This window comes from Pseudomonas sp. CP-1 (assembly GCF_021213715.1).
Classification (GTDB): domain Bacteria; phylum Pseudomonadota; class Gammaproteobacteria; order Pseudomonadales; family Pseudomonadaceae; genus Pseudomonas; species Pseudomonas aeruginosa.
Window position 1 is genome coordinate 429,234 of the sequence record NZ_JAJQKY010000002.1, and the last position, 19,301, is coordinate 448,534.

The 19,301-nt window shown below is 67.8% G+C and carries 16 protein-coding genes; 9 read left to right on the top strand and 7 right to left on the bottom strand.

The genetic code is table 11. The annotated features are described in order from the left end of the window. The first annotated feature begins 22 nt into the window (after positions 1-22). From LT948_RS05855 to LT948_RS05875, 5 genes are read left to right on the top strand one after another with little or no spacing between them, the layout of a single operon-like run. A complete protein-coding gene (locus tag LT948_RS05855) occupies positions 23-1,210 on the top strand; it encodes a CaiB/BaiF CoA transferase family protein (protein ID WP_023092583.1) in 1,188 nt (395 codons plus the stop codon). A gap of 59 nt (positions 1,211-1,269) precedes the next feature. After that, positions 1,270-2,067, top strand: coding sequence for an enoyl-CoA hydratase (locus LT948_RS05860; RefSeq protein WP_023092584.1), 798 nt, complete (start codon positions 1,270-1,272; stop codon positions 2,065-2,067). Next, positions 2,064-3,596, top strand: a complete 1,533-nt coding sequence (locus LT948_RS05865; protein ID WP_023092585.1) for a 3-hydroxyacyl-CoA dehydrogenase — start codon at positions 2,064-2,066, stop codon at positions 3,594-3,596. Before LT948_RS05860 ends, LT948_RS05865 begins: the two co-directional genes overlap by 4 nt. A gap of 22 nt (positions 3,597-3,618) precedes the next feature. Then, positions 3,619-4,824 carry a 3-oxoadipyl-CoA thiolase gene (locus LT948_RS05870; RefSeq protein ID WP_003109714.1) on the top strand — a complete coding sequence of 402 codons (1,206 nt, stop codon included), beginning with the start codon at positions 3,619-3,621 and terminating at the stop codon, positions 4,822-4,824. 52 nt (positions 4,825-4,876) lie between these two features. Then, positions 4,877-6,127, top strand: coding sequence for an OprD family porin (locus tag LT948_RS05875; protein ID WP_023092587.1), 1,251 nt, complete (start codon positions 4,877-4,879; stop codon positions 6,125-6,127). A 5-nt stretch (positions 6,128-6,132) separates the two neighbouring features. Here LT948_RS05875 and metR read toward each other — a convergent pair whose 3' ends face one another. Beyond that, on the bottom strand, positions 6,133-7,053 hold the full coding sequence (gene metR, locus LT948_RS05880) for a transcriptional regulator MetR (RefSeq protein WP_003092181.1): 921 nt from the start codon (positions 7,051-7,053) through the stop codon (positions 6,133-6,135). Between the two features lie 298 nt (positions 7,054-7,351). Between metR and LT948_RS05885 the strand changes: the two genes are divergently transcribed. After that, positions 7,352-8,338, top strand: a complete 987-nt coding sequence (locus LT948_RS05885; protein WP_003098462.1) for an alpha/beta fold hydrolase — start codon at positions 7,352-7,354, stop codon at positions 8,336-8,338. A 16-nt stretch (positions 8,339-8,354) separates the two neighbouring features. Here LT948_RS05885 and LT948_RS05890 read toward each other — a convergent pair whose 3' ends face one another. The 5 genes from LT948_RS05890 to glpF all read right to left on the bottom strand — a co-directional run bounded on the left by LT948_RS05890 (position 8,355) and on the right by glpF (position 13,990). Next, on the bottom strand, positions 8,355-8,684 hold the full coding sequence (locus LT948_RS05890; RefSeq protein ID WP_003119370.1) for a GlpM family protein: 330 nt from the start codon (positions 8,682-8,684) through the stop codon (positions 8,355-8,357). 132 nt (positions 8,685-8,816) lie between these two features. Beyond that, complete coding sequence (glpD, locus tag LT948_RS05895) at positions 8,817-10,355, bottom strand: glycerol-3-phosphate dehydrogenase (RefSeq protein ID WP_003109717.1); 1,539 nt, start codon at positions 10,353-10,355, stop codon at positions 8,817-8,819. Positions 10,356-10,632: 277 nt separating this feature from the next. Beyond that, entirely contained in the window at positions 10,633-11,388 is a 756-nt protein-coding gene (locus LT948_RS05900; protein ID WP_003092173.1) for a DeoR/GlpR family transcriptional regulator, read from the bottom strand. Positions 11,389-11,593: 205 nt separating this feature from the next. Further along, positions 11,594-13,111: a glycerol kinase GlpK gene (glpK, locus tag LT948_RS05905; RefSeq protein WP_003092168.1), complete on the bottom strand. Its 1,518-nt coding sequence runs from the start codon at positions 13,109-13,111 to the stop codon at positions 11,594-11,596. Positions 13,112-13,150: 39 nt separating this feature from the next. Next, positions 13,151-13,990: a glycerol uptake facilitator protein GlpF gene (gene glpF, locus LT948_RS05910; RefSeq protein ID WP_003143282.1), complete on the bottom strand. Its 840-nt coding sequence runs from the start codon at positions 13,988-13,990 to the stop codon at positions 13,151-13,153. A 264-nt stretch (positions 13,991-14,254) separates the two neighbouring features. Between glpF and ybaK the strand changes: the two genes are divergently transcribed. From ybaK to LT948_RS05925, 3 genes are all read left to right on the top strand, one after another. Further along, positions 14,255-14,725, top strand: a complete 471-nt coding sequence (gene ybaK, locus LT948_RS05915) for a Cys-tRNA(Pro) deacylase (RefSeq protein WP_003098459.1) — start codon at positions 14,255-14,257, stop codon at positions 14,723-14,725. 65 nt (positions 14,726-14,790) lie between these two features. Continuing rightward, positions 14,791-16,275, top strand: a complete 1,485-nt coding sequence (gene glpK, locus LT948_RS05920) for a glycerol kinase GlpK (RefSeq protein ID WP_033995628.1) — start codon at positions 14,791-14,793, stop codon at positions 16,273-16,275. A gap of 195 nt (positions 16,276-16,470) precedes the next feature. Continuing rightward, on the top strand, positions 16,471-17,256 hold the full coding sequence (locus LT948_RS05925) for a PhzF family phenazine biosynthesis protein (RefSeq protein WP_003138056.1): 786 nt from the start codon (positions 16,471-16,473) through the stop codon (positions 17,254-17,256). 1,548 nt (positions 17,257-18,804) lie between these two features. On the opposite strand, the gene LT948_RS05930 is transcribed toward LT948_RS05925, so the two are convergent. Further along, positions 18,805-19,227 (bottom strand): hypothetical protein, encoded by a 423-nt coding sequence (locus tag LT948_RS05930; protein ID WP_023092591.1) that lies wholly within the window; start codon positions 19,225-19,227, stop codon positions 18,805-18,807. Between the last annotated feature and the right edge of the window lie 74 nt (positions 19,228-19,301).

The window sequence follows — 19,301 nt, forward strand, 5'->3', positions numbered from 1 at the left end:
TCACAACAACCAGAGAGTCGCCATGACCAATCAGACGGGCGCCCTGCGTGGCCTGAAAATCATCGATCTCAGCCGGGTCCTCGGCGGACCCTACTGCTCCCAGGCGCTGGCCGACCACGGCGCCGAGGTGATCAAGCTGGAACCCCTCGGCGGCGACGAGACCCGTGGCTGGGGGCCACCCTTCGAGGGCGACACGGCGTCCTACTTCAAGGGCGTGAACCGCAACAAGAAGGGCATCGCCGTCGACCTGGCGACGGCGGAGGGCATCGAGCTGCTGCTGCGCTTGCTGGAGGACGCTGACGTACTGCTGGAGAACTTCAAGCCCGGCACCCTGGCGCGCTGGGGGATCGGCTACGAGGAGGTGCTTCGCCAGCGCTTCCCGCGGCTGGTCCACTGCGCGGTATCGGGCTTCGGCGCCGACGGCCCGCTCGGCGGCCTGCCCGGCTACGACGCGGCGATCCAGGCGATGGCCGGACTGATGAGCGTGAACGGCGAGGCCGGCGGCGACGCGTTGCGCATCGGCCTGCCGATCGTCGACATGGTCACCGGGCTGAACGCCATGGCCGGCATCCTCCTCGCCCTCCACGAGCGCCAGGTCAGCGGGCGCGGGCAGTCGGTGGACATCGCCCTGTACGACTGCGGTATTTCCCTGCTGCACCCGCACCTGCCGAACTACTTCGCTTCCGGACGTACGCCCCGGCGTAGCGGCAACGCCCATCCGAACATCGCGCCCTACGACAGCTACCGCACCGGTACCGAGCCGATCTTCCTCGCCGTCGGCAACGACCGCCAGTTCGCCCGCCTGTGCGAGTACCTGGGAGCCGATGAACTGCCGGGGGACCCGCGCTTCGCCGACAACGGCAAGCGCTCGGTCAACCGCGAGGCGCTGAAGCGCGCCCTGGAGGATTACCTGGCGGCCCACGACGGTCGCGAGCTGGCCGAGCGGCTGATCCGTCTCGGCGTGCCCTGCGGAGCCATCGCCACGGTGGATCGGGTGGTGGAACACCCGCACACCCGCCATCGCGGGATGGTCGTCGAACTCGAGGGCTATCGCGGCATCGCCTCTCCGGTGAAGCTTTCGCGCACCCCGGCCAGCTACCGCGCCGCGCCGCCGGTGCTGGGCGGAGACACTCGGGAAGTCCTGGCGGAACTGGGATTGAGCGCCGAGGCGATCGACGCGCTGGTCCGGCGCGGCATCGTCCGCGCCTGAAACCCCGCACGGCACGGCCTGCGCCGTGCAACTCAATCCCCGGGCAATTGGAGATGGCCATGGATTCCTCCCCTGGGGCGGTGAGCCCCGAACTCGTGCTGCTGGAGCGGCCGGAGCAGGGCGTGGCCCTGTTGCGACTGAACCGCCCGGCAGTGCTCAACGCCCTGAACATGCGCCTGCGCGAGGCTCTGGCGGAGCACGTACGGCGCCTCGACGAGTGCGCCGATACCCGGGTCATCGTCCTCACCGGAAATGGCACGGCGTTCGCCGCCGGCGCCGATCTCAACGAACTGGCGGAGGCGTCCGCGCTGGAGATCCAGCAGCGCGGGGTGGAGCGCCATTGGCAGGCCCTCGCCGCCTGCCGCAAGCCGCTGATCGCCGCCGTGGAGGGCTATGCCCTGGGCGGAGGCTGCGAGTTGGCGATGCACTGCGACCTGATCGTCGCCGGTGCCTCGGCGCGCTTCGCCCAGCCGGAAATCCGTGTCGGCGTGATGCCCGGCGCCGGCGGCACCCAGCGCCTGGTGCGAGCGGTGGGCAAGTTCCAGGCGCTGCGCATGCTGTTTACCGGTTGCACGGTACGGGCGCCGGAGGCCCTGGCCATAGGGTTGGTCAGCGAGGTGGCGGCGGATGGCCAGGCATTGGATCGCGCCCTCGAACTGGCTCGCCAGATCGCCGGCCTGCCGCCGCTGGCGCTGGCGCAGATCAAGGAAGTGGTCCTGGCCGGCGCCGACCTGCCGCTGGACCAGGCCCTGGCGCTGGAGCGCAAGGCCTTCCAGTTGCTGTTCGACAGCCACGACCAGAAGGAGGGCATGCGTGCCTTCCTGGAAAAACGCACAGCGGAGTACCTGGGAAAATGAGCGAGCCACCGATCGTTCTCATCGGTATCGTCGGTACCGGTGCCATGGGCCAGGGCATCGCCCAGCTCGCTGCCTGTGCCGGGCTGTCGGTGCTGCTCTACGACAGCCGCCAGGGTGCGGCACTGCAAGCACGCGAGCAGATCGCCACGGTCCTTGCCCGGCAGGTGGAGCGGGGCCGGCTGGAGGCGGAGGCTGCCGCGCGCGCGATGGGCAATCTGCGGGTGGTCGAGGACTTGCGGGTCCTACGCGGCTGCCAGTTGGTGATCGAGGCGATCGTCGAGAACCTGGAGGCCAAGCAGGCGTTGTTCCGCCAATTGGAAGAGGTGGTCGGCGACGAAGCGATCCTCGCCAGCAATACCTCCTCGCTGTCGGTTACCGCGATCGCCTCGGCCTGTCGCGATCCCGGCCGGGTCGCCGGTCTGCACTTCTTCAATCCGGTGCCGCTGATGCGTCTGGTGGAGGTGATCGACGGTCTCGCCACCCGCACCGGCATCGCCGAGCGACTGTGCGCCCTGGTGGCGACCTTCGGCCACCAGTCGGTGCGTGCCACGGACAGCCCCGGCTTCATCGTCAACCATGCCGGACGGGCCTTCGGCACCGAGGCGCTGCGTATCCTCGGCGAGGGCGTGGCGCCGGTGGCGGCGATCGACGAAGTCCTGCGCGAGGGCGCCGGCTTCCGCATGGGCCCGTTCGAGTTGTTCGACCTGGTCGGGTTGGACGTCAGCCTGCCGGTGATGGAGTCGATCTACCGGCAGTACTACGAAGAGCCGCGTTATCGTCCGCATCCCTTGCTGCGCGAGATGCTCGCCGCCGGCCGCCTGGGGCGCAAGAGCGGCCAGGGCTTCTACCGCTACGACGGCGCTGGGCAGGTGCCCGCCGCCGCCCCGGCGGTTGCGCCAGGCGCGGCGTTGCCGCCGGTGTGGCTGGGCGTCGACGACGAACATGACCGCGCGCCATTGCTGACGTTGCTACAACGTCTGGGCGCCGAGGTGGAGAGCGGCGAGCGTCCTTCCGGGGCGGCGTTGTGCCTGCTTGCGCCACTGGGCGCCGACGTCAGCGCCGCAGCGCGGCGGTTCGCCGTCGATCCGACGCGCAGCCTGGCCATCGACGTGCTGTCGGACCTGGAGCGACACCGCTGCCTGATGGCCTGCCCGGCGACCCGAGCGGAGCTGCAGCAGGCCGCTCGCACCCTGTTCGCACGGGACGGCGTGGGCGTCACGCTGATTCGCGACAGCGCCGGGTTCATCGTCCAGCGCACCCTCGCCTCGATCGTCAATCTCGCCTGTGACATCGCCCAGCAGGGTATCGCTTCGGTGGAGCACATCGACCTGGCGGTGCGCCTCGGTCTCGGCTATCCGCTGGGGCCGCTGGAGTGGGGCGACCGAATGGGTGCCGGGCGCGTGCTGCGCATCCTCGAACGCCTGCATGCGCTCAGCGGCGACCCGCGCTATCGCCCCAGCCCCTGGCTGCGCCGGCGCGCCCAACTGGGCCTTTCCCTGCGCCAGCCGGACAGCCCGTTGGCCTCCTGATCCCTTCGCGGAGAAACACACCATGCTCGATGCCTATATCTACGCCGGCCTGCGTACGCCTTTCGGCCGGCATGCCGGTGCACTCTCGACGGTGCGTCCGGACGACCTGGCCGGCCTGCTGCTGGCGCGTCTCGCGGAAACCTCCGGGTTCGCCGTCGACGACCTGGAGGATGTGATCCTCGGTTGCACCAACCAGGCCGGCGAAGACAGCCGCAACCTGGCGCGCAACGCGCTGCTCGCAGCCGGCCTGCCGGCGCGGCTGCCCGGGCAGACGGTCAACCGCTTGTGTGCCAGCGGACTGTCGGCGGTGATCGACGCGGCGCGCGCGATCAGTTGCGGCGAGGGCCGGCTGTACCTGGCCGGCGGCGCCGAAAGCATGTCCCGGGCGCCGTTCGTCATGGCCAAGGCGGAGAGCGCCTTCAGCCGCACGCTGGAGGTCTTCGACAGCACCATCGGCGCGCGCTTCGCCAACCCCAGGCTGGTCGAGCGCTATGGCAACGACAGCATGCCGGAGACCGGCGACAACGTGGCCCGCGCCTTCGGCATCGCCCGCGAGGACGCCGACCGTTTCGCCGCTTCTTCCCAGGCGCGCTACCAGGCTGCGCTGGAGGAGGGCTTTTTCCTCGGCGAGATCCTTCCGGTGGAGGTGCGTGCCGGACGCAAGGGCGAGACGCGGCTGGTGGAGCGCGACGAGCATCCGCGGCCGCAGGCCGACCTGGCGGCCCTGGCGCGCTTGCCGGCGTTGTTCGCCGGCGGGGTAGTGACCGCCGGCAATGCCTCGGGGATCAACGACGGGGCGGCGGTAGTGCTGCTGGGCGATCGCGCGATCGGCGAGCGCGAGGGCATCCGGCCGCTGGCGCGGATCCTCGCCAGCGCCAGCGTCGGCGTCGAGCCCCGGTTGATGGGCATCGGCCCGCAGCAGGCGATCCTCCGCGCGCTGCAACGCGCCGGCATCGACCTGGACGAGGTCGGCCTGATCGAGATCAACGAAGCCTTCGCGCCGCAAGTCCTGGCCTGCCTGAAGTTGCTCGGCCTGGACTACGAGGACCCGCGGGTCAATCCCCATGGCGGCGCCATCGCCCTCGGCCATCCGCTCGGCGCCTCCGGTGCGCGCCTGGTGCTCACCGCCGCCCGCGGGCTGCAACGCATCGAGCGGCGCTACGCGGTGGTCAGCCTGTGCGTCGGGCTCGGCCAGGGCGTGGCGATGGTGATCGAGCGCTGCCGATGAGACACCGTTCCCCCTAGAAAAAGAGGCGCCCAGGCGCCCGTCCGGAGTGCGTATGAACAACAACAAGAAATGCGCGTTTTTCCTGCTGCCGATCCTTGCCGGCGATAGCGTTCCCGCCCTGGCCGAGGGCTTCCTCGAAGACTCGCGGGCCAGCCTGGCCTTGCGCAACTTCTACATGAACCGCGACTTCCGCGATGGCGTGGGGCGTGCGAAAAGCGAGGAGTGGGCCCAGGGCTTTCTCTTCGACTACCGCTCGGGCTATACCGAGGGCACCCTCGGCGTGGGTCTCGACCTGCTGGGCAAGCTCGGCGTCCGGCTCGATTCCGGCGCGGGGCGTAGCGGCACCGGCCTGCTTCCGCTTCGCGACGATGGCAGCGCGGCGGGCGACTACGCGCGGCTGGACGCGACCGCCAAGCTGCGCCTGTCGCGCAGCGAGCTGAAGGTCGGCGGCCTGGTGCCGAAGCTACCGACCATCCAGCCCAACTACGGGCGGCTATTCCCCCAGGTGTTCCAGGGCGCGCTGCTGACTTCCGGCGAACTGAGCGGACTGAGCCTGAACCTGGGACGGCTGACCGAGGTCAGCCAGCGCAACGAGGCGGGCACCAGCGACCTGGCGCTGTTCAACCGCAACCGGCGTTTCGCCGGCGCGGCGCAGGCGGACCGTTTCGACCTGGCTGGCCTGGACTACCGTATCACCCCGGACTGGACCGGCAGCTACCACTATGGCGAACTGGAGCAGGTCTACGCCCAGCATTTCCTCGGTCTCAAGGGGCGCATCGGCGTCGCCGCGGATAGCCTGGAGAGCGACTTGCGCCTGGCGCTCAGCCGGGATACCGGCGGCGCTCGCGGCGGGCGCATCGACAACCGTTCCTTCAGCGGGTCGCTCACCTACCGCCTGCGCAACGGCCAGGCCTTCGGCCTGGGCTACCAGCGGATGAGTGGCGACCACGGCTTCCCCTACCTGGAGGGGACCGATCCGTACCTGGTCAATTTCGGCCAGTACAACGACTTCGCCGAGGCTGGCGAGTCCTCCTGGCAACTGCGCTACGACTGCGACTTCGCGCCGCTCGGGGTGCCCGGCCTGAGCCTGATGACGCGCTATTTCAGCGGCCATGGCGCGAAACCGAAGGGCGCCGACGGCAGTCGCGAGTGGGAACGCGACAGCGACCTGCGCTACGTGTTGCAGGGCGGTCCGCTGAAGGGACTGGGGCTGGTCTGGCGCAACGCTACCTACCGTTCGGCCTTCAGCCGCGACATCGACGAGAACCGCCTGTACCTGACCTATGAGCTGCCGCTGTTCTGAGCCGCTCAGCCCTTGGCGGCGCTGACCCCTTCGAGGGTGGCGAAGGAGGTGTCCTTGGCGGTGAGCAGGAAGTCGCGCATGAATGGCGCATCGAACATGTCCGTGCGGATGGCGGCGAAGAGCGTGCAGTACAGGCCCTTTTCACCGAGGCGCCGGGCCGTCACGTAGCCGCGCGAGCTGTACTCGTGCAGGGCCCAGTTCGGCAGGCAGCAGACGCCGCGACCGGAGGCCACCAGCTGCATCATCATCACGGTCAGCTCGGCTATGCGCACCTGCGCCGGCTCCACATCGGCGGGGTCGAGGAAGCGGGTGAAGACGTCGAGACGATCGCGTTCCACCGGATAGGTGATCAGGGTTTCCCGCTCCAGGTCCTCCGGGACGACGTACGGTCGACCAGCCAGGGCATGCTGGTTGGCCACCGCCAGCAGCGCTTCGTAGGTGAACAGTGGCACGTAGGTGATGCCGGGCAACTCGACCGGGTCGGCGGTCACCACCAGGTCGAGGTCGCCGCGGGCCAGGGCCGGCAGCGGCGCGAAGGAGAAGCCCGAGGCCAGGTCCAGTTCGACTTCCGGCCAGGCGTCGCGGAACTGGTCGATGGTCGGCATCAGCCACTGGAAGCAACTGTGGCATTCGATGGCCATGTGCAGGCGTCCGGCGGTACCGCCGGCGAGCCGCGCCAGGTCGCGCTCGGCGGTGCGCAGTTGGGGCAGCAGCGAGTCGGCCAGTTGCAGCAGGCGCAGCCCGGCGCTGGTGAAGCGTACCGGCTTGGTCTTGCGCACGAACAACTGCATGCCCAGGCGCTCTTCCAGTTCCTTGAACTGGTGCGACAGCGCCGACTGGGTAAGGTGCAGGCGCTCGGCGGCTTCCACCAGGCTGTCGGCTTCGCGCAGCGCGTGCAGGGTCTTGAGGTGGCGAAGTTCGAGCATGGCGGCCTCTGTATGAGCAAAACTTGATAGCGGTGCGGATTCGTTGAGTTTGTCTCATACGCCAGGGGCTGTCGACAAGCGATGGCCTCGATCCCGCAGAGCGCGCGATCGTGGAGCGACGGGGAGAATAGCCCGGCACACGGGACGGCGGCCCGGAGCAGCGGCGCAACGCCGCAGAGCCACAACGCCACGACCGCCTGGCGGCATTCATCAAACTGTCACGCTACTGTGGCAGCGCGCTGGACGAAATTTAATCAGAATCGCGCTCCACTGGGGTTTTGCGTTCTGGGTTTTCTTCATGCGTGCTTTCATCTTCCTGGCCGCCTTGTTGTGCAGCCTCTCCTCCTTTGCGGCGGCGCGTTGCGACGCACGCGTACCTACCGAGACGGTCGAACTGGGCGACGTGCGCCTGGCCTACCAGAGCATCGGCCGCGACAGCGATCCGGCCCTGCTGCTGGTGATGGGCCTGGGTGGGCAACTGATCCACTGGCCGGACGAGGTGGTCAGCGCCCTGTGCGAGCAAGGCTTCCGGGTGATCCGCTACGACAACCGCGACGTCGGCCTGTCGGCCTGGAACGTGCCGGTGCCCAGCTCGCGGCTGACCTACGAAGTGGTGCGTTATCGCCTCGGCCTGCCGGTCAGCGCGCCCTATACCCTCACCGACATGGCCGGCGATGCCCTGCATCTGCTCGATGCGCTGGATATCCCCCAGGCCCATGTGCTCGGCGCCAGCATGGGCGGGATGATCGCCCAGCACATCGCCGACATGGCGCCGCAGCGCCTGCTCAGCCTGACCCTGGTGATGACCAGCTCCGGCGCCGAAGGCCTGCCGGCACCCAGCGAGTCGCTGCTGCGCCTGCTGGCGCGGCGCGAGGCGGCCAGCCGCGAGCAGGCGGTCGAGCAGCAGGCCGACCTGCTGGCGGCGCTGGGCAGTCCGGAAGTGCGCGACGATCGCCAGCAGCTCCTGTTGCAGGCCGCACGTTCCTACGACCGCGCGTTCAACCCGGAAGGCGTGCAGCGGCAATTGCTGGCGATCCTCGCCGAACCCAGCCGGGTGCCGCTGCTGAACCGTCTGCAGGTGCCGACCCTGGTGATCCATGGCACCGCCGATCCGCTGCTGCCGGTGATGCACGGCGTGCACGTGGCGGCGCATATCCGTGGCTCGGAGCTGAAGCTGATCCCCGGTCTCGCCCATCGCTTCCAGGAAGCCTTCAAGGAGCCGTTGCTGGCGGCGGTGGTGCCTTACCTGAAGGCCCATCGGCAGGCCAGCGTCGTCCAGCTCTGAAGCCGCGCTCGCGGTCTCAGGCGTGCAGGCGTACCCAGAGGCCCACCAGCACGCTTGCCGCCACCAGCCAGGCCAGCGCCGCCAGGGCCAGCGAGGTCTCCAGGCGGAAGCGCTCGACCAGCAGGTAGAGCGCGGCGAGATAGACGAAGTAGGGGATGATCGACCACATGCCGAAGACGATGGTGGTCTTCAGGTCGTCCAGCGAACGGCCCTTGCCGACGATGTAGTGGGCAATCAGGGCGAAGGTGGGAAACAGCGGCACCAGGCCGGCGATGTAGTAGTTGCGGGTCTTCGACAGGACGGCGAGGAGCACGACCACGGCGGCGCCGATCAGCGCCTTGAACATCAGGTCCACGGGATTCTCGACTGCGGCGGCGCCACCGGCTTGGTGGCGTCGCGCATTATGCCCGGATCGTCCCGTACCCTTCCATAACGAACGAGGCCCGCAAAAGCGGGCCTCGACGTTTCTGGCTGGCGATCAGGCCGCATGCACCCGCGGGCGATGCGGATGCTCGCTCTGCAGGTACTGGCCGAGGCGCACCTGCTGGCTCGGCGAGAGGAACAGACCGAGCTTGCTGCGGCGCCAGAGGATGTCCTCGGCGTCCTGGGCCCACTCGTGCTTGCACAGGTAGTCCACTTCGCGGGCATACAGGCCGCCGCCCAGGTGCTCGCCAAGATCGGCTTCGCCATTGACCCCGTCCAGCAGGCGCCACACCCGGGTGCCGTAGGTGCGCGCCCAGCGCAGCGCCAGTTCGCGGTCGAGCCAGGCGTAGCGGTTGGCCAGTTGCTCGGTGAGCGCCTCGACGCTCTGCATCTGCTCGCCGCCCGGCAGCGGTGCCTTGGCGGTCCAGGCCGGGCCGAGATTGGCGAAGAACGGCTGGAGCTGCGCCAGCGCCGATTCGGCCAGCTTGCGGTAGGTGGTCAGCTTGCCGCCGAACACCGAGAGCAGCGGCGGCTCGCCGTTGCCGGCGGAGAGCGACAGGGTGTAGTCGCGGGTGATCGCCGAAGGCTCGTCGGACTCGTCGTCGCACAGCGGACGCACGCCGGCGAAGCTGTGCAGGATGTCGGCGGCCGCGAGTTGCTGCTTGAAGTGGGCGTTCACCACTTGCAGCAGGTAGGCGGTTTCCTCTTCGCTGATCGCCACCTTGGCCGGGTCGCCCTGGTACTCGCGATCGGTGGTGCCGATCATGGTGAAACGGTCCAGATAGGGGATGGCGAAGACGATGCGGCGGTCTTCGTTCTGCAGGATGTAGGCGTGCTCGCCTTCGTACAGCTTCGGCACGATGATGTGGCTGCCCTGGATCAGGCGGATACCGTAGGGCGACTTCTGTTTCAGGTCGTCCTGGATGAAGCGCGCCACCCAGGGGCCGGCGGCGTTCACCAGGGCGCGGGCGCGGATCGAATACAGGCTGCCGTCGCTGCGCTCCAGGTGCAGGTGCCAGAGTCCCTTGCTGCGACGGGCGCTGACGCAGCGGGTGCGGGTATGGACGTGGGCGCCGTGCTCGCGGGCGGAGATTGCGTTGAGCACCACCAGGCGCGCATCGTCCACCGCGCAGTCGGAGTACTCGAAGCCACGGCGGATCTCGGCCTTCAGCGGGCTGCTGCCGGTGAAGCGCAGGCCGCGCGAGGCGGGCAGCTTCTCGCGCTTGCCGAGGTGATCGTAGAGGAACAGGCCGGCGCGGATCATCCAGGCCGGGCGCAGGTGCGGACGGTGCGGCAGGACGAAGCGCAGCGGCTTGACGATGTGCGGCGCCTTGGCCAGCAGGACCTCGCGCTCGGCCAGGGCTTCGCGGACCAGGCGGAATTCGTAGTGTTCGAGGTAGCGCAGGCCGCCGTGGATCAGCTTGCTGCTGGCCGAGGAGGTGTGCTGGGCCAGGTCGTGCTGTTCGCAAAGGAACACGGACAGGCCGCGCCCGGCTGCGTCGGCGGCGATCCCTACACCGTTGATGCCACCGCCGACCACGGCGACATCGTAGACTTCGGCGAGTGGAGCGGAGGGGGTGTGCGCTTGACTCATGTGAAAGGCCCTGAAGTCGAAAGTGAACGTAGTTTTGTTCGAATTCGAAAATAGCTTAGTCGATTGCGCAGTTATTGACCAGCCCGATGCATCAGGCTTTTTCAATTTCGAAGGGTTGCCCGGGCGCTACCGGTTTGCCCGTCCGCGCTGGAACAGCCCCTCTTCCGCGTGCGGGAAAGCGGCCGCCGAGGGTCGTGGCGCATGGGCAGGGGGCGGCAGGTGGCTTTTCTGAAACGAACATTCACGGCGCCGAACGGCGCCGTGGCAGGGAAATGCCTCAGACCAGGTCCAGGTGAACCTTGTGCTGTGCCATCAGGCGGGCGATGGCGGCGGGCGGCGGGCTGTCGCTGATGACCCGGTTGACCAGCGAGATCGGTCCCAGGCGGACCACCGCGTTGCGCCCGAACTTGCTCGAGTCGGCGGCCAGGAACACTTGCCGCGCGTTGTCGATGATCGCCTGGGATACGCGCACTTCCTGGTAGTCGAAGTCGAGCAGGCTGCCATCCTCGTCGATGCCGCTGATGCCGACCAGGGCGAAGTCGACGCGGAACTGCTGGATGAAATCCACCGCGGCCTGGCCGACGATGCCGCCGTCGCTGCGTACGGTGCCGCCGGCGACCAGCACTTCGAAGTCTTCCTTGGCGCTGAGGGTGGCGGCCACGTGCAGGTTGTTGGTGATGATCTTCAGATTGCGGTGGTTGAGCAGGGCGCGGGCGATGGCCTCGGTGGTGGTGCCGATGTTGATGAACAGCGAGGCGTTGTCCGGCACCAGGCTGGCCACGGCTTCGGCGATGCGCTGCTTCTCGTCGCGCATCTGGTCGGCGCGCATGGTGTAGGCGGTGTTCTCGATGCTCGAATCGTAGGCCGCACCGCCGTGGTAGCGGCGCAGCAGTCCCTGTTCGGCGAGCTGGTTGATGTCGCGGCGGATGGTCTGCGGGGTGACCGCGAACATCTGCGCCATCTCCTCGATGCTCAGGTAACCGCGCTCGCGGACCTCCTCGATGATGCTTTGCTGTCGGGGGGGCAGGTTCATGGGTTGTTCTCGTGCTGCCGGGCCGGGACCCTGGAAAGTCGCCAAGAATGCCGCACGCGGGGGGCCGTTGTCAGCCGTGCATGAGTCGTAGAGGGCGCCGCGGCGGCACCCGGCCGCCGCGCGCAAACGTTACCCAGGGCATGCCAGAGCGGCGCGCGGGAACACGCCATTCGCCGCATCGCGGCGTACGAATGGCGCCAGCTCGTCACAGTTCGCCGTCGTCCCAGCCGCGAGTGCGCTCCACCGCTTTCTTCCAGCCGGCATAGAGCTTTTCGCGCCGGGGCTCGTCGCACTCCGGCTCGAACACCCGCTCGATCACCGCCTTGCTCTTCAGCTCGTCGAGGCTGCTCCAGAAGCCGCAAGCCAGGCCGGCCAGGTAGGCGGCGCCGAGGGCGGTGGTCTCGCGCATCACCGGACGTTCCACGCGGGTGCCGAGGATGTCGGCCTGGAACTGCATGAGGAAGTTGTTGGCCACCGCCCCGCCGTCGACGCGCAGGGCGCGCAGGCGTTCGCCGGCATCGCGCTGCATGGCGTCGAGCACGTCGCGGGTCTGGTAGGCGATGGATTCCAGGGTAGCGCGGATCAGGTGGTCGGCCTTGACTCCACGGGTCAGGCCGAACACCGCGCCGCGCGCATAGGGGTCCCAATAGGGCGCGCCGAGTCCGGTGAAGGCCGGTACCAGGTAGACGCCGTTGCTGTCCTTGACCTTGGTGGCGAAGTATTCGGAATCGAAGGAGTCGTTGATCACCTTCAGTTCGTCGCGCAACCACTGCACCGTGGAGCCGCCGTTGAACACCGCGCCCTCCAGGGCGTAGCCGACCTCGCCGCGCGGGCCGCAGGCGATGGTGGTGAGCAGGCCATGGGTGGACTTCACCGCCTTGTCGCCGGTGTGCATCAGCAGGAAGCAGCCGGTGCCGTAGGTGTTCTTCGCCTGGCCCGGTTCCACGCACATCTGGCCGAACAGGGCGGCCTGCTGGTCGCCGGCGATCCCGGCGATCGGCAGCTCGCCGCCGCCGACCCCGCCGATCCGGGCGTTGCCGTAGACCTCCGAAGAGTTGCGCACCTCGGGCAGCATCGAGCGGGGAATGTCGAGCACCTCGAGCATCCGTGCGTCCCAGTCGAGGCTGTGGATGTTGAACAGCATGGTCCGCGAGGCATTGGTGTAGTCGGTGACGTGGACCTTGCCTTCGGTGAGCTTCCAGATCAGCCAGGTGTCGATGGTGCCGAACAACAGGTCGCCGTTGCGCGCGCGTTCGCGGGCGCCTTCGACGTTGTCGAGGATCCACTTCAGCTTGGTCCCGGAGAAGTACGGATCGGTGACCAGCCCGGTGGTTTCGCGGATGTAGTCTTCCAGCCCGTCGCGCTTGAGCTGCGCGCAGATCGCCGCGCTGCGCCGGCACTGCCAGACGATGGCGTTGTGGATCGGCCGACCGCTGTGACGGTCCCAGACCACCGTGGTCTCGCGCTGGTTGGTGATACCGATGGCGGCCACCTGGTCGTGCTCGATGCTGGCCTGGGCGAGGGCCTCGACCAGGGTCGAACTCTGCGTGGCCCAGATTTCCATCGGGTCGTGCTCGACCCAGCCGGCCTGCGGATAGAACTGGGCGAACTCGCGCTGGGCCTGGCTGACCACGTTGGCATCGCGGTCGAAGACGATGGCGCGGGAGCTGGTGGTGCCCTGGTCCAGGGCGACGACGTATTTCTTGTTGTGCTTGTCGGTCATGGCTGTGGCCTTGTGGCTATGGCAGGAAAGAGCGGGCGGTCAGGAAGCGCGAACCTTCTCTGGCTCGGCTTCGGCGGGCGCCGCGGCGCTCGGCAGATGGCGCGCGATCAGTACACGATAGCCGCCGGCGCCGAGGCAGGCACCGAGGATCGGGGCGAAGATCGGTACCAGGAAATAGGGAATCTCGCGGCCGCCGGTGAAGGCGATGGGCCCCCAGCCGGCCAGGTAGGTCATCAGCTTGGGGCCGAAGTCGCGCGCCGGGTTCATCGCGAAACCGGTCAGCGGGCCCATGGCGCTACCGATCACGGCGATCAGCAGGCCGATCAGCAGCGGCGCCAACGGACCGCGCGGCAGGCCGTTGCCGTCGTCGGTAAGGGCCATGATCACCGCCATGAGGATGGCCGTGATCACCACTTCGACGAGGAACGCCTGGCCGACCGACAGCGCCGGGTGCGGATAGGTGGAGAACACCGAGGCCAGGGCCAGGCTGTCCTGGCTGCCGCGGACGATGTTCTGCGCCTGTTCGAACTCGATGAACAGGCTGCTGTAGAGGGTGTAGACCAGCGCTGCGGCGCAGAACGCACCGGCCACCTGGGCGGTGATGTAGAACGGCAGCTTGCGCCCCTCGAAGCCGGCGAACAGCCACAGCGCGATGCTCACCGCCGGGTTCAGGTGGGCGCCGGAGACGCCGGCGCTGAGGTAGATCGCCATGCTCACGCCGATCCCCCAGATGATGCTGATCTCCCACAGGCCGAAGCTGGCGCCGGCGACCTTCAGGGCCGCGACGCAACCGGTGCCGAAGAAGATGAGGAGGGCGGTGCCGAGGAACTCGGCCAGGCATTGGCCGAACAGGGACGGGGTCGGGGCGGCGGTGGTCATGGGGCCTCTCTTGTCTGTTCTTGTAATTATGGCGGGCAGCCGTGAAAATTGTTCAGTTTCGAAAAAATATATTCACAAAGGAATGCTGTCAAAGCGCGAAGATGAACGTTTGTCCGAAAAACGACCCTCCGGTTTCGTTTTCGCGGCCAATCGAATATCGCTACCGAGGCACGCGGGCCGCGGCATCGGCGCCCGTGCAGCAGGGGCGGCGATGGCTTAAGGTAGGCGCCGATTTTCAGCCAACGTTCTTCTCCGGGAGTGACCATGACCCCTGCCATCGACCTGCTGAAAAAGGCCCGCGCCGCGCACAAGGTGCTCAGCTACAGCCACGACCCCAAGGCACCTTCCTATGGCCTGGAGGCCGCGGAAAAGCTCGGCCTGGACCCGCAGCGGGTGTTCAAGACGCTGCTCGCCGCCACGGAGAAGGGCGAGTTGCTGGTGGCGGTGGTGCCGGTGATCGGCAGTCTCGACCTGAAGGCCCTGGCCCATGCGGCGGGGGCGAAGAAGGCCGACATGGCCGATCCGCAGGCGGCGCAGCGGGCTACCGGCTACCTGGTGGGCGGGATCAGCCCGCTGGGGCAGAAGAAGCGCCTGCGTACCTTCATCGATGAAAGCGCGCGGCAGTACCCGAGCATCCATGTCAGCGCAGGACGGCGCGGGCTGGAAGTGGAGCTGGCGGCCGAGGTGCTGGCCCAGTTGACCCAGGGTTCGTTCGCCGCCATCGGCCGCGAATGAGCCGCTAATCTCCCGCCGGCCTAGCGGTCGGCATTCGTCTTACTTTTCAATCTGTCAGGTTTTCCATGTCCCACTATCTCCTCGCCATCGACCAGGGCACCACCAGCTCCCGCGCCATCGTGTTCAGTGCCCAGGGCTTGCCGGTGGCGAGCTGCCAGCAGGAATTCAAGCAGTACTTCCCGAAGGACGGCTGGGTGGAGCACGACGGCGAGGAAATCTGGCTGACCACCCTCCAGGTCTGTCGCGACGCGCTCGCTCGCAAGGGCTTGCGCGCGGGCGACATCGCCGCCATCGGCATCACCAACCAGCGCGAGACCACGCTGGTCTGGGACGCCGCCAGCGGCGACCTGATCCACCCGGCCATCGTCTGGCAGGATCGTCGTACCGCCGACTACTGTGCCGAACTCAAGGCCGCCGGCCACGAGGCGAACGTCAGCGCGCGCACCGGGCTGCTGATCGATCCGTATTTCTCCGCCACCAAGCTGCGCTGGATCCTCGACAACGTGCCCGGCGCCCGCCAGCGCGCCGAACGCGGCGAGCTGCGCTTCGGCACCGTCGACTGCTTCCTGCTCTGGCGCCTGACCGGCGGCCGCTCCCATCGCACCGACGCGACCAACGCTTCGCGCACCCTGCTGTTCAACATCCACAGCCAGGACTGGGACGAGGAATTGCTGGCGCTGTTCGAGATCCCGCGCAGCCTGCTGCCGGAGGTACTCGACTGCGCGGCGGAGTTCGGCGTCAGCGAGCCGTCGCTGCTTGGCGCGGCGATCCCGGTGCTGGGCATGGCCGGCGACCAGCAGGCCGCGCTGATCGGCCAGGCCTGCTTCCAGCCGGGCATGGTGAAGAGCACCTACGGCACCGGCTGCTTCATGATCCAGAACACTGGCGAGCAGCCGGTGACCTCGAAGAACCGCCTGCTCACCACGGTTGGCTACCGTCTGGACGGCAAGGTCAGCTACGCGGTGGAGGGCAGCATCTTCGTCGCCGGCGCCGCGGTGCAATGGCTGCGCGACGGCATCAAGCTGATCGACCACGCCCACGAGAGCGAAGCCCTGGCGATCCAGGCCGGCGACTCCAACGGCGTCTACCTGGTGCCGGCCTTTACCGGCCTCGGCGCGCCCTACTGGGACCCGAAGGCGCGCGGCGCGATCTTCGGCCTGACCCGCGACACCGGAATCAAGGAGATCGTCACCGCCGGTCTGCAATCGGTCTGCTACCAGACCCGCGACCTGCTCGAAGCGATGCGCCAGGACGGCACGCCGCCCAGCGCGCTGCGGGTGGACGGCGGGATGGTGGTGAACAACTGGGTGATGCAATTCCTCACCGACATCCTTGGTGTCACCGTGGAGCGCCCGGAAGTCACCGAGACCACCGCCCTCGGCGTGGCCTACATGGCCGGGCTGAAGGCAGGCTTCTATCGCGACCTGGACGACATCGCCAGCCACTGGCACCTGCAGCGCCGCTTCGCCGCGCACATGGCCGAGGAGCGCCGCGGCGAACTCTACGCCGGCTGGCAGAACGCGGTGCGACGGGTGCGCAGCGAGGCCTGAGCGGCGTTTCGCGGAAAAAGGCGGCGTTTTTGCCGGCGGCTTCACAACGCCGGCAGGTCGCCGCAAACGCCCGCTCGGGCAATGGGTCGAAGGCAGGGCGAAGTCCCACTGTTACGATCGGAAAAGATCGCACTGTATCGCCCATCCCGGAGCCTGCGGCGGCATGCTGTGGCGATCGTTCCCAGGAGGTCTGCCATGCAGCTCGAGTTCCACCAGGTCGACGCGTTTTCTTCCCGCCCGTTCAGCGGCAATCCCGCCGTGGTCTATCGCCTCGGCGCCTGGCTGGCGGACGAGCTGATGCAGATGATCGCGACCGAGCACAACCTCTCCGAGACCGCCTTCGTCGTTCGTGAAGGAGAGGCCTGGCGGATCCGCTGGTTCACCCCGAGCGTCGAGGTGGCGCTCTGCGGCCACGCCACACTGGCTGCGGCCCACGTACTGTTCGAGGTCTATGACGAGCCGGGCGAGCGCCTGGAATTCATCTCGCGCTCCGGTGCGCTGCGGGTCAACCGCGAGGACGAGCGGCTGGTCCTGGATTTCCCCGCGCAGTATCCGAGCGAGGTCGGTAGCACCGTCGAGCTGGAGCAGGCCCTGGGCCTGCCGCCGGTGGACGTGCTGGGCTCCACCGACAAGCTGCTGGTACTGCTCGAGTCCGAAGAGGCGGTGCGCGCCTGTCGTCCCGACTTCGCGGCCCTGGCGCGGCTGCCCTGGCGTGGAGTGATCGTCACCGCGCGGGGCATGCAGAAGGATTTCGTCTCGCGCTTCTTCGCTCCGGCGATGGGCGTCGACGAAGACCCGGTCACCGGCTCCGCGCATTGCAGCCTGATTCCCTACTGGGCCCAGCGCTTGAACAAACTGTCGCTGACCGCCCAGCAGTGCTCGGCGCGCGGCGGCGAGCTGTGGTGCCGGTTGGAGGGCGAGCGGGTGAGTATCGCCGGGCATGCGGTGCTGGTGGCGAGCGGAAGGATTCGATTGGGCTGAGGGCGCTTCAGGAGGGGGGATGACCTCGTGCATGCCAGACTTCCACATACCGAAGCCCTGATCCGTAGAGTGAATAACCGCTTGCGGTTATCCGCCCTACGGATCGGGTTCCTGGCATGCACGAAGTGAGGCTTGCCCTCCAAGTGGTGGGGCGGCAAACCCGCCCCGTCAGGAGGCCGAGCGGAATCGTTGCGGAGGGGGACGAGTGGCAGGATGCCGCGAGAGCCGCCTCGGTCCACGAAGGACCGTGGCGGCGTGCCGCCGGAAGCAACGATGCAGCGAGGGCACCCCAGCCGAGAAGCGGCTGGGGCCGGATGCCGGGGCGAGTCTTTTGGTTCCTTTTGGACGCTTGCAAAAGGAACTCGCCTGGGAAGGCGAAACAAGAGGCCAAGGCAGGCACAGAAAACAGCTTGACCACCAAACATGACGCCCGCTCAAGCGCTAAGCAACAGCGCCCCCCCTCACTGCCGTGTAGCTAAGAAATCGCGAGCGATATAGTCCCGTAGGGCGAATACCGCCACAGGCGGTATCCGCCGATGCCCCGGAGAGCCGGCGGATAACCGCAAGCGGTTATTCGCCCTACGGATCGGGCTCCTGGCATGCCCTCCGAGTGGCAGGGCGAGTCTTGTGGACGCTTGCAGAAGGAACTCGCCTGGAAAGGCGAAACAAGAGGCCAAGGCAAGCACGACAAGCAGCTTGAGCAGCAAACATGAAGCCCGCTCGAACGTCCCGTAGGGCGAATACCGCCACAGGCGGTATCCGCCGATGCCCCGGAGAGCCGGCGGATAACCGCAAGCGGTCATTCGCCCTACGGATTGGGCTCCTGGCATGCCCTCCGAGTGGCAGGGCGAGTCTTGTGGACGCTTGCAGAAGGAACTCGCCTGGAAAGGCGAAACAAGAGGCCAAGGCAAGCACGACAAGCAGCTTGAGCAGCAAACATGAAGCCCGCTCGAACGTCCCGTAGGGCGAATACCGCCACAGGCGGTATCCGCCGATGCCCCGGAGAGCCGGCGGATAACCGCAAGCGGTCATTCGCCCTACGGATTGGGCTCCTGGCTTGCCCTCCGAGTGGTGGGCGAGTCTTTTGGACGCTTGCAGAAGGAACTCGCCTGGAAAGGCGAAACAAGAGGCCAAGGCAAGCACGACAAGCAGCTTGAGCAGCAAACATGAAGCCCGCTCGAACGTCCCGTAGGGCGAATACCGCCACAGGCGGTATCCGCCGATGCCCCGGAGAGCCGGCGGATAACCGCAAGCGGTTATTCGCCCTACGGATCGGGCTCCTGGCTTGCCCTCCGAGTGGTGGGCGAGTCTTTTGGACGCTTGCAGAAGGAACTCGCCTGGAAAGGCGAAACAAGATGCCAAGGCAAGCACGACGCCCGCTCAAGCGCTAAGCAACAGCTTCCCCCCTTAGTGCCGTGCAGGCAGCGACGGGAGCTGGGGGCCAGTCACGCATTCACGGCCCGCCAGGCAGTCCCCGTGCACCCGGTGCCGAAACGCCACCTTCGTGCCCTGAGTCATGGCCAATGCTCCACGGCAAGTCGCTACCCCTCAGTACCCATCCGCCACCGGCGCCAGGTAGAGCCCGCCCGCACCGAGGGTAATGCGCAGGTTGCGGATCTCCCCGGGGCGCAGGGTCAGGGTCTGTCCGGCGAGGATGGTCATGCCGTTCCGGCAGGCGTCGCCAGGACCGTTCGGCGCAAGACGCACGTCCACCGCGCCGGGTTGCAGGTTCAGGGCCAGGCTGGCGCCCGGTTGCAGGTTGCCGACCAGTTCGTCGTGGACGTACAGGCCGACATCGCAGGCAGTGCCGGACTCGACCCGCTCGCGGGAAACGTTCAGCACCGCATAGCCGATCGGCGCCGGGTCGGGTTGCGCCCAGCCGCCGCTGGCCGGTTGCGGGTCCGCGGCGAGCGCCGGGAGGGCGCAGGCCAGGGCAGCGGTATGGAGCAGCGGGCGAAGGATGGGGAACATGGCGGGCCTCGGCGGCGGGGGGCGTAAGGAAAAGCTTGGCCGAAGCCGGGGCCCGGGACAAGTCGGGACGGGCA

Bases quoted from the DNA above. Each gene is read 5' to 3' on its own strand.
- LT948_RS05855 (WP_023092583.1), top strand. From the start codon at position 23: ATGACCAATCAGACGGGCGCCCTGCGTGGCCTGAAAATCATCGATCTC.
- LT948_RS05860 (WP_023092584.1), top strand. From the start codon at position 1,270: ATGGATTCCTCCCCTGGGGCGGTGAGCCCCGAACTCGTGCTGCTGGAG.
- LT948_RS05865 (WP_023092585.1), top strand. From the start codon at position 2,064: ATGAGCGAGCCACCGATCGTTCTCATCGGTATCGTCGGTACCGGTGCC.
- LT948_RS05870 (WP_003109714.1), top strand. From the start codon at position 3,619: ATGCTCGATGCCTATATCTACGCCGGCCTGCGTACGCCTTTCGGCCGG.
- LT948_RS05875 (WP_023092587.1), top strand. From the start codon at position 4,877: ATGAACAACAACAAGAAATGCGCGTTTTTCCTGCTGCCGATCCTTGCC.
- metR (WP_003092181.1), bottom strand. From the start codon at position 7,053: ATGCTCGAACTTCGCCACCTCAAGACCCTGCACGCGCTGCGCGAAGCC.
- LT948_RS05885 (WP_003098462.1), top strand. From the start codon at position 7,352: ATGCGTGCTTTCATCTTCCTGGCCGCCTTGTTGTGCAGCCTCTCCTCC.
- LT948_RS05890 (WP_003119370.1), bottom strand. From the start codon at position 8,684: ATGTTCAAGGCGCTGATCGGCGCCGCCGTGGTCGTGCTCCTCGCCGTC.
- glpD (WP_003109717.1), bottom strand. From the start codon at position 10,355: ATGAGTCAAGCGCACACCCCCTCCGCTCCACTCGCCGAAGTCTACGAT.
- LT948_RS05900 (WP_003092173.1), bottom strand. From the start codon at position 11,388: ATGAACCTGCCCCCCCGACAGCAAAGCATCATCGAGGAGGTCCGCGAG.
- glpK (WP_003092168.1), bottom strand. From the start codon at position 13,111: ATGACCGACAAGCACAACAAGAAATACGTCGTCGCCCTGGACCAGGGC.
- glpF (WP_003143282.1), bottom strand. From the start codon at position 13,990: ATGACCACCGCCGCCCCGACCCCGTCCCTGTTCGGCCAATGCCTGGCC.
- ybaK (WP_003098459.1), top strand. From the start codon at position 14,255: ATGACCCCTGCCATCGACCTGCTGAAAAAGGCCCGCGCCGCGCACAAG.
- glpK (WP_033995628.1), top strand. From the start codon at position 14,791: ATGTCCCACTATCTCCTCGCCATCGACCAGGGCACCACCAGCTCCCGC.
- LT948_RS05925 (WP_003138056.1), top strand. From the start codon at position 16,471: ATGCAGCTCGAGTTCCACCAGGTCGACGCGTTTTCTTCCCGCCCGTTC.
- LT948_RS05930 (WP_023092591.1), bottom strand. From the start codon at position 19,227: ATGTTCCCCATCCTTCGCCCGCTGCTCCATACCGCTGCCCTGGCCTGC.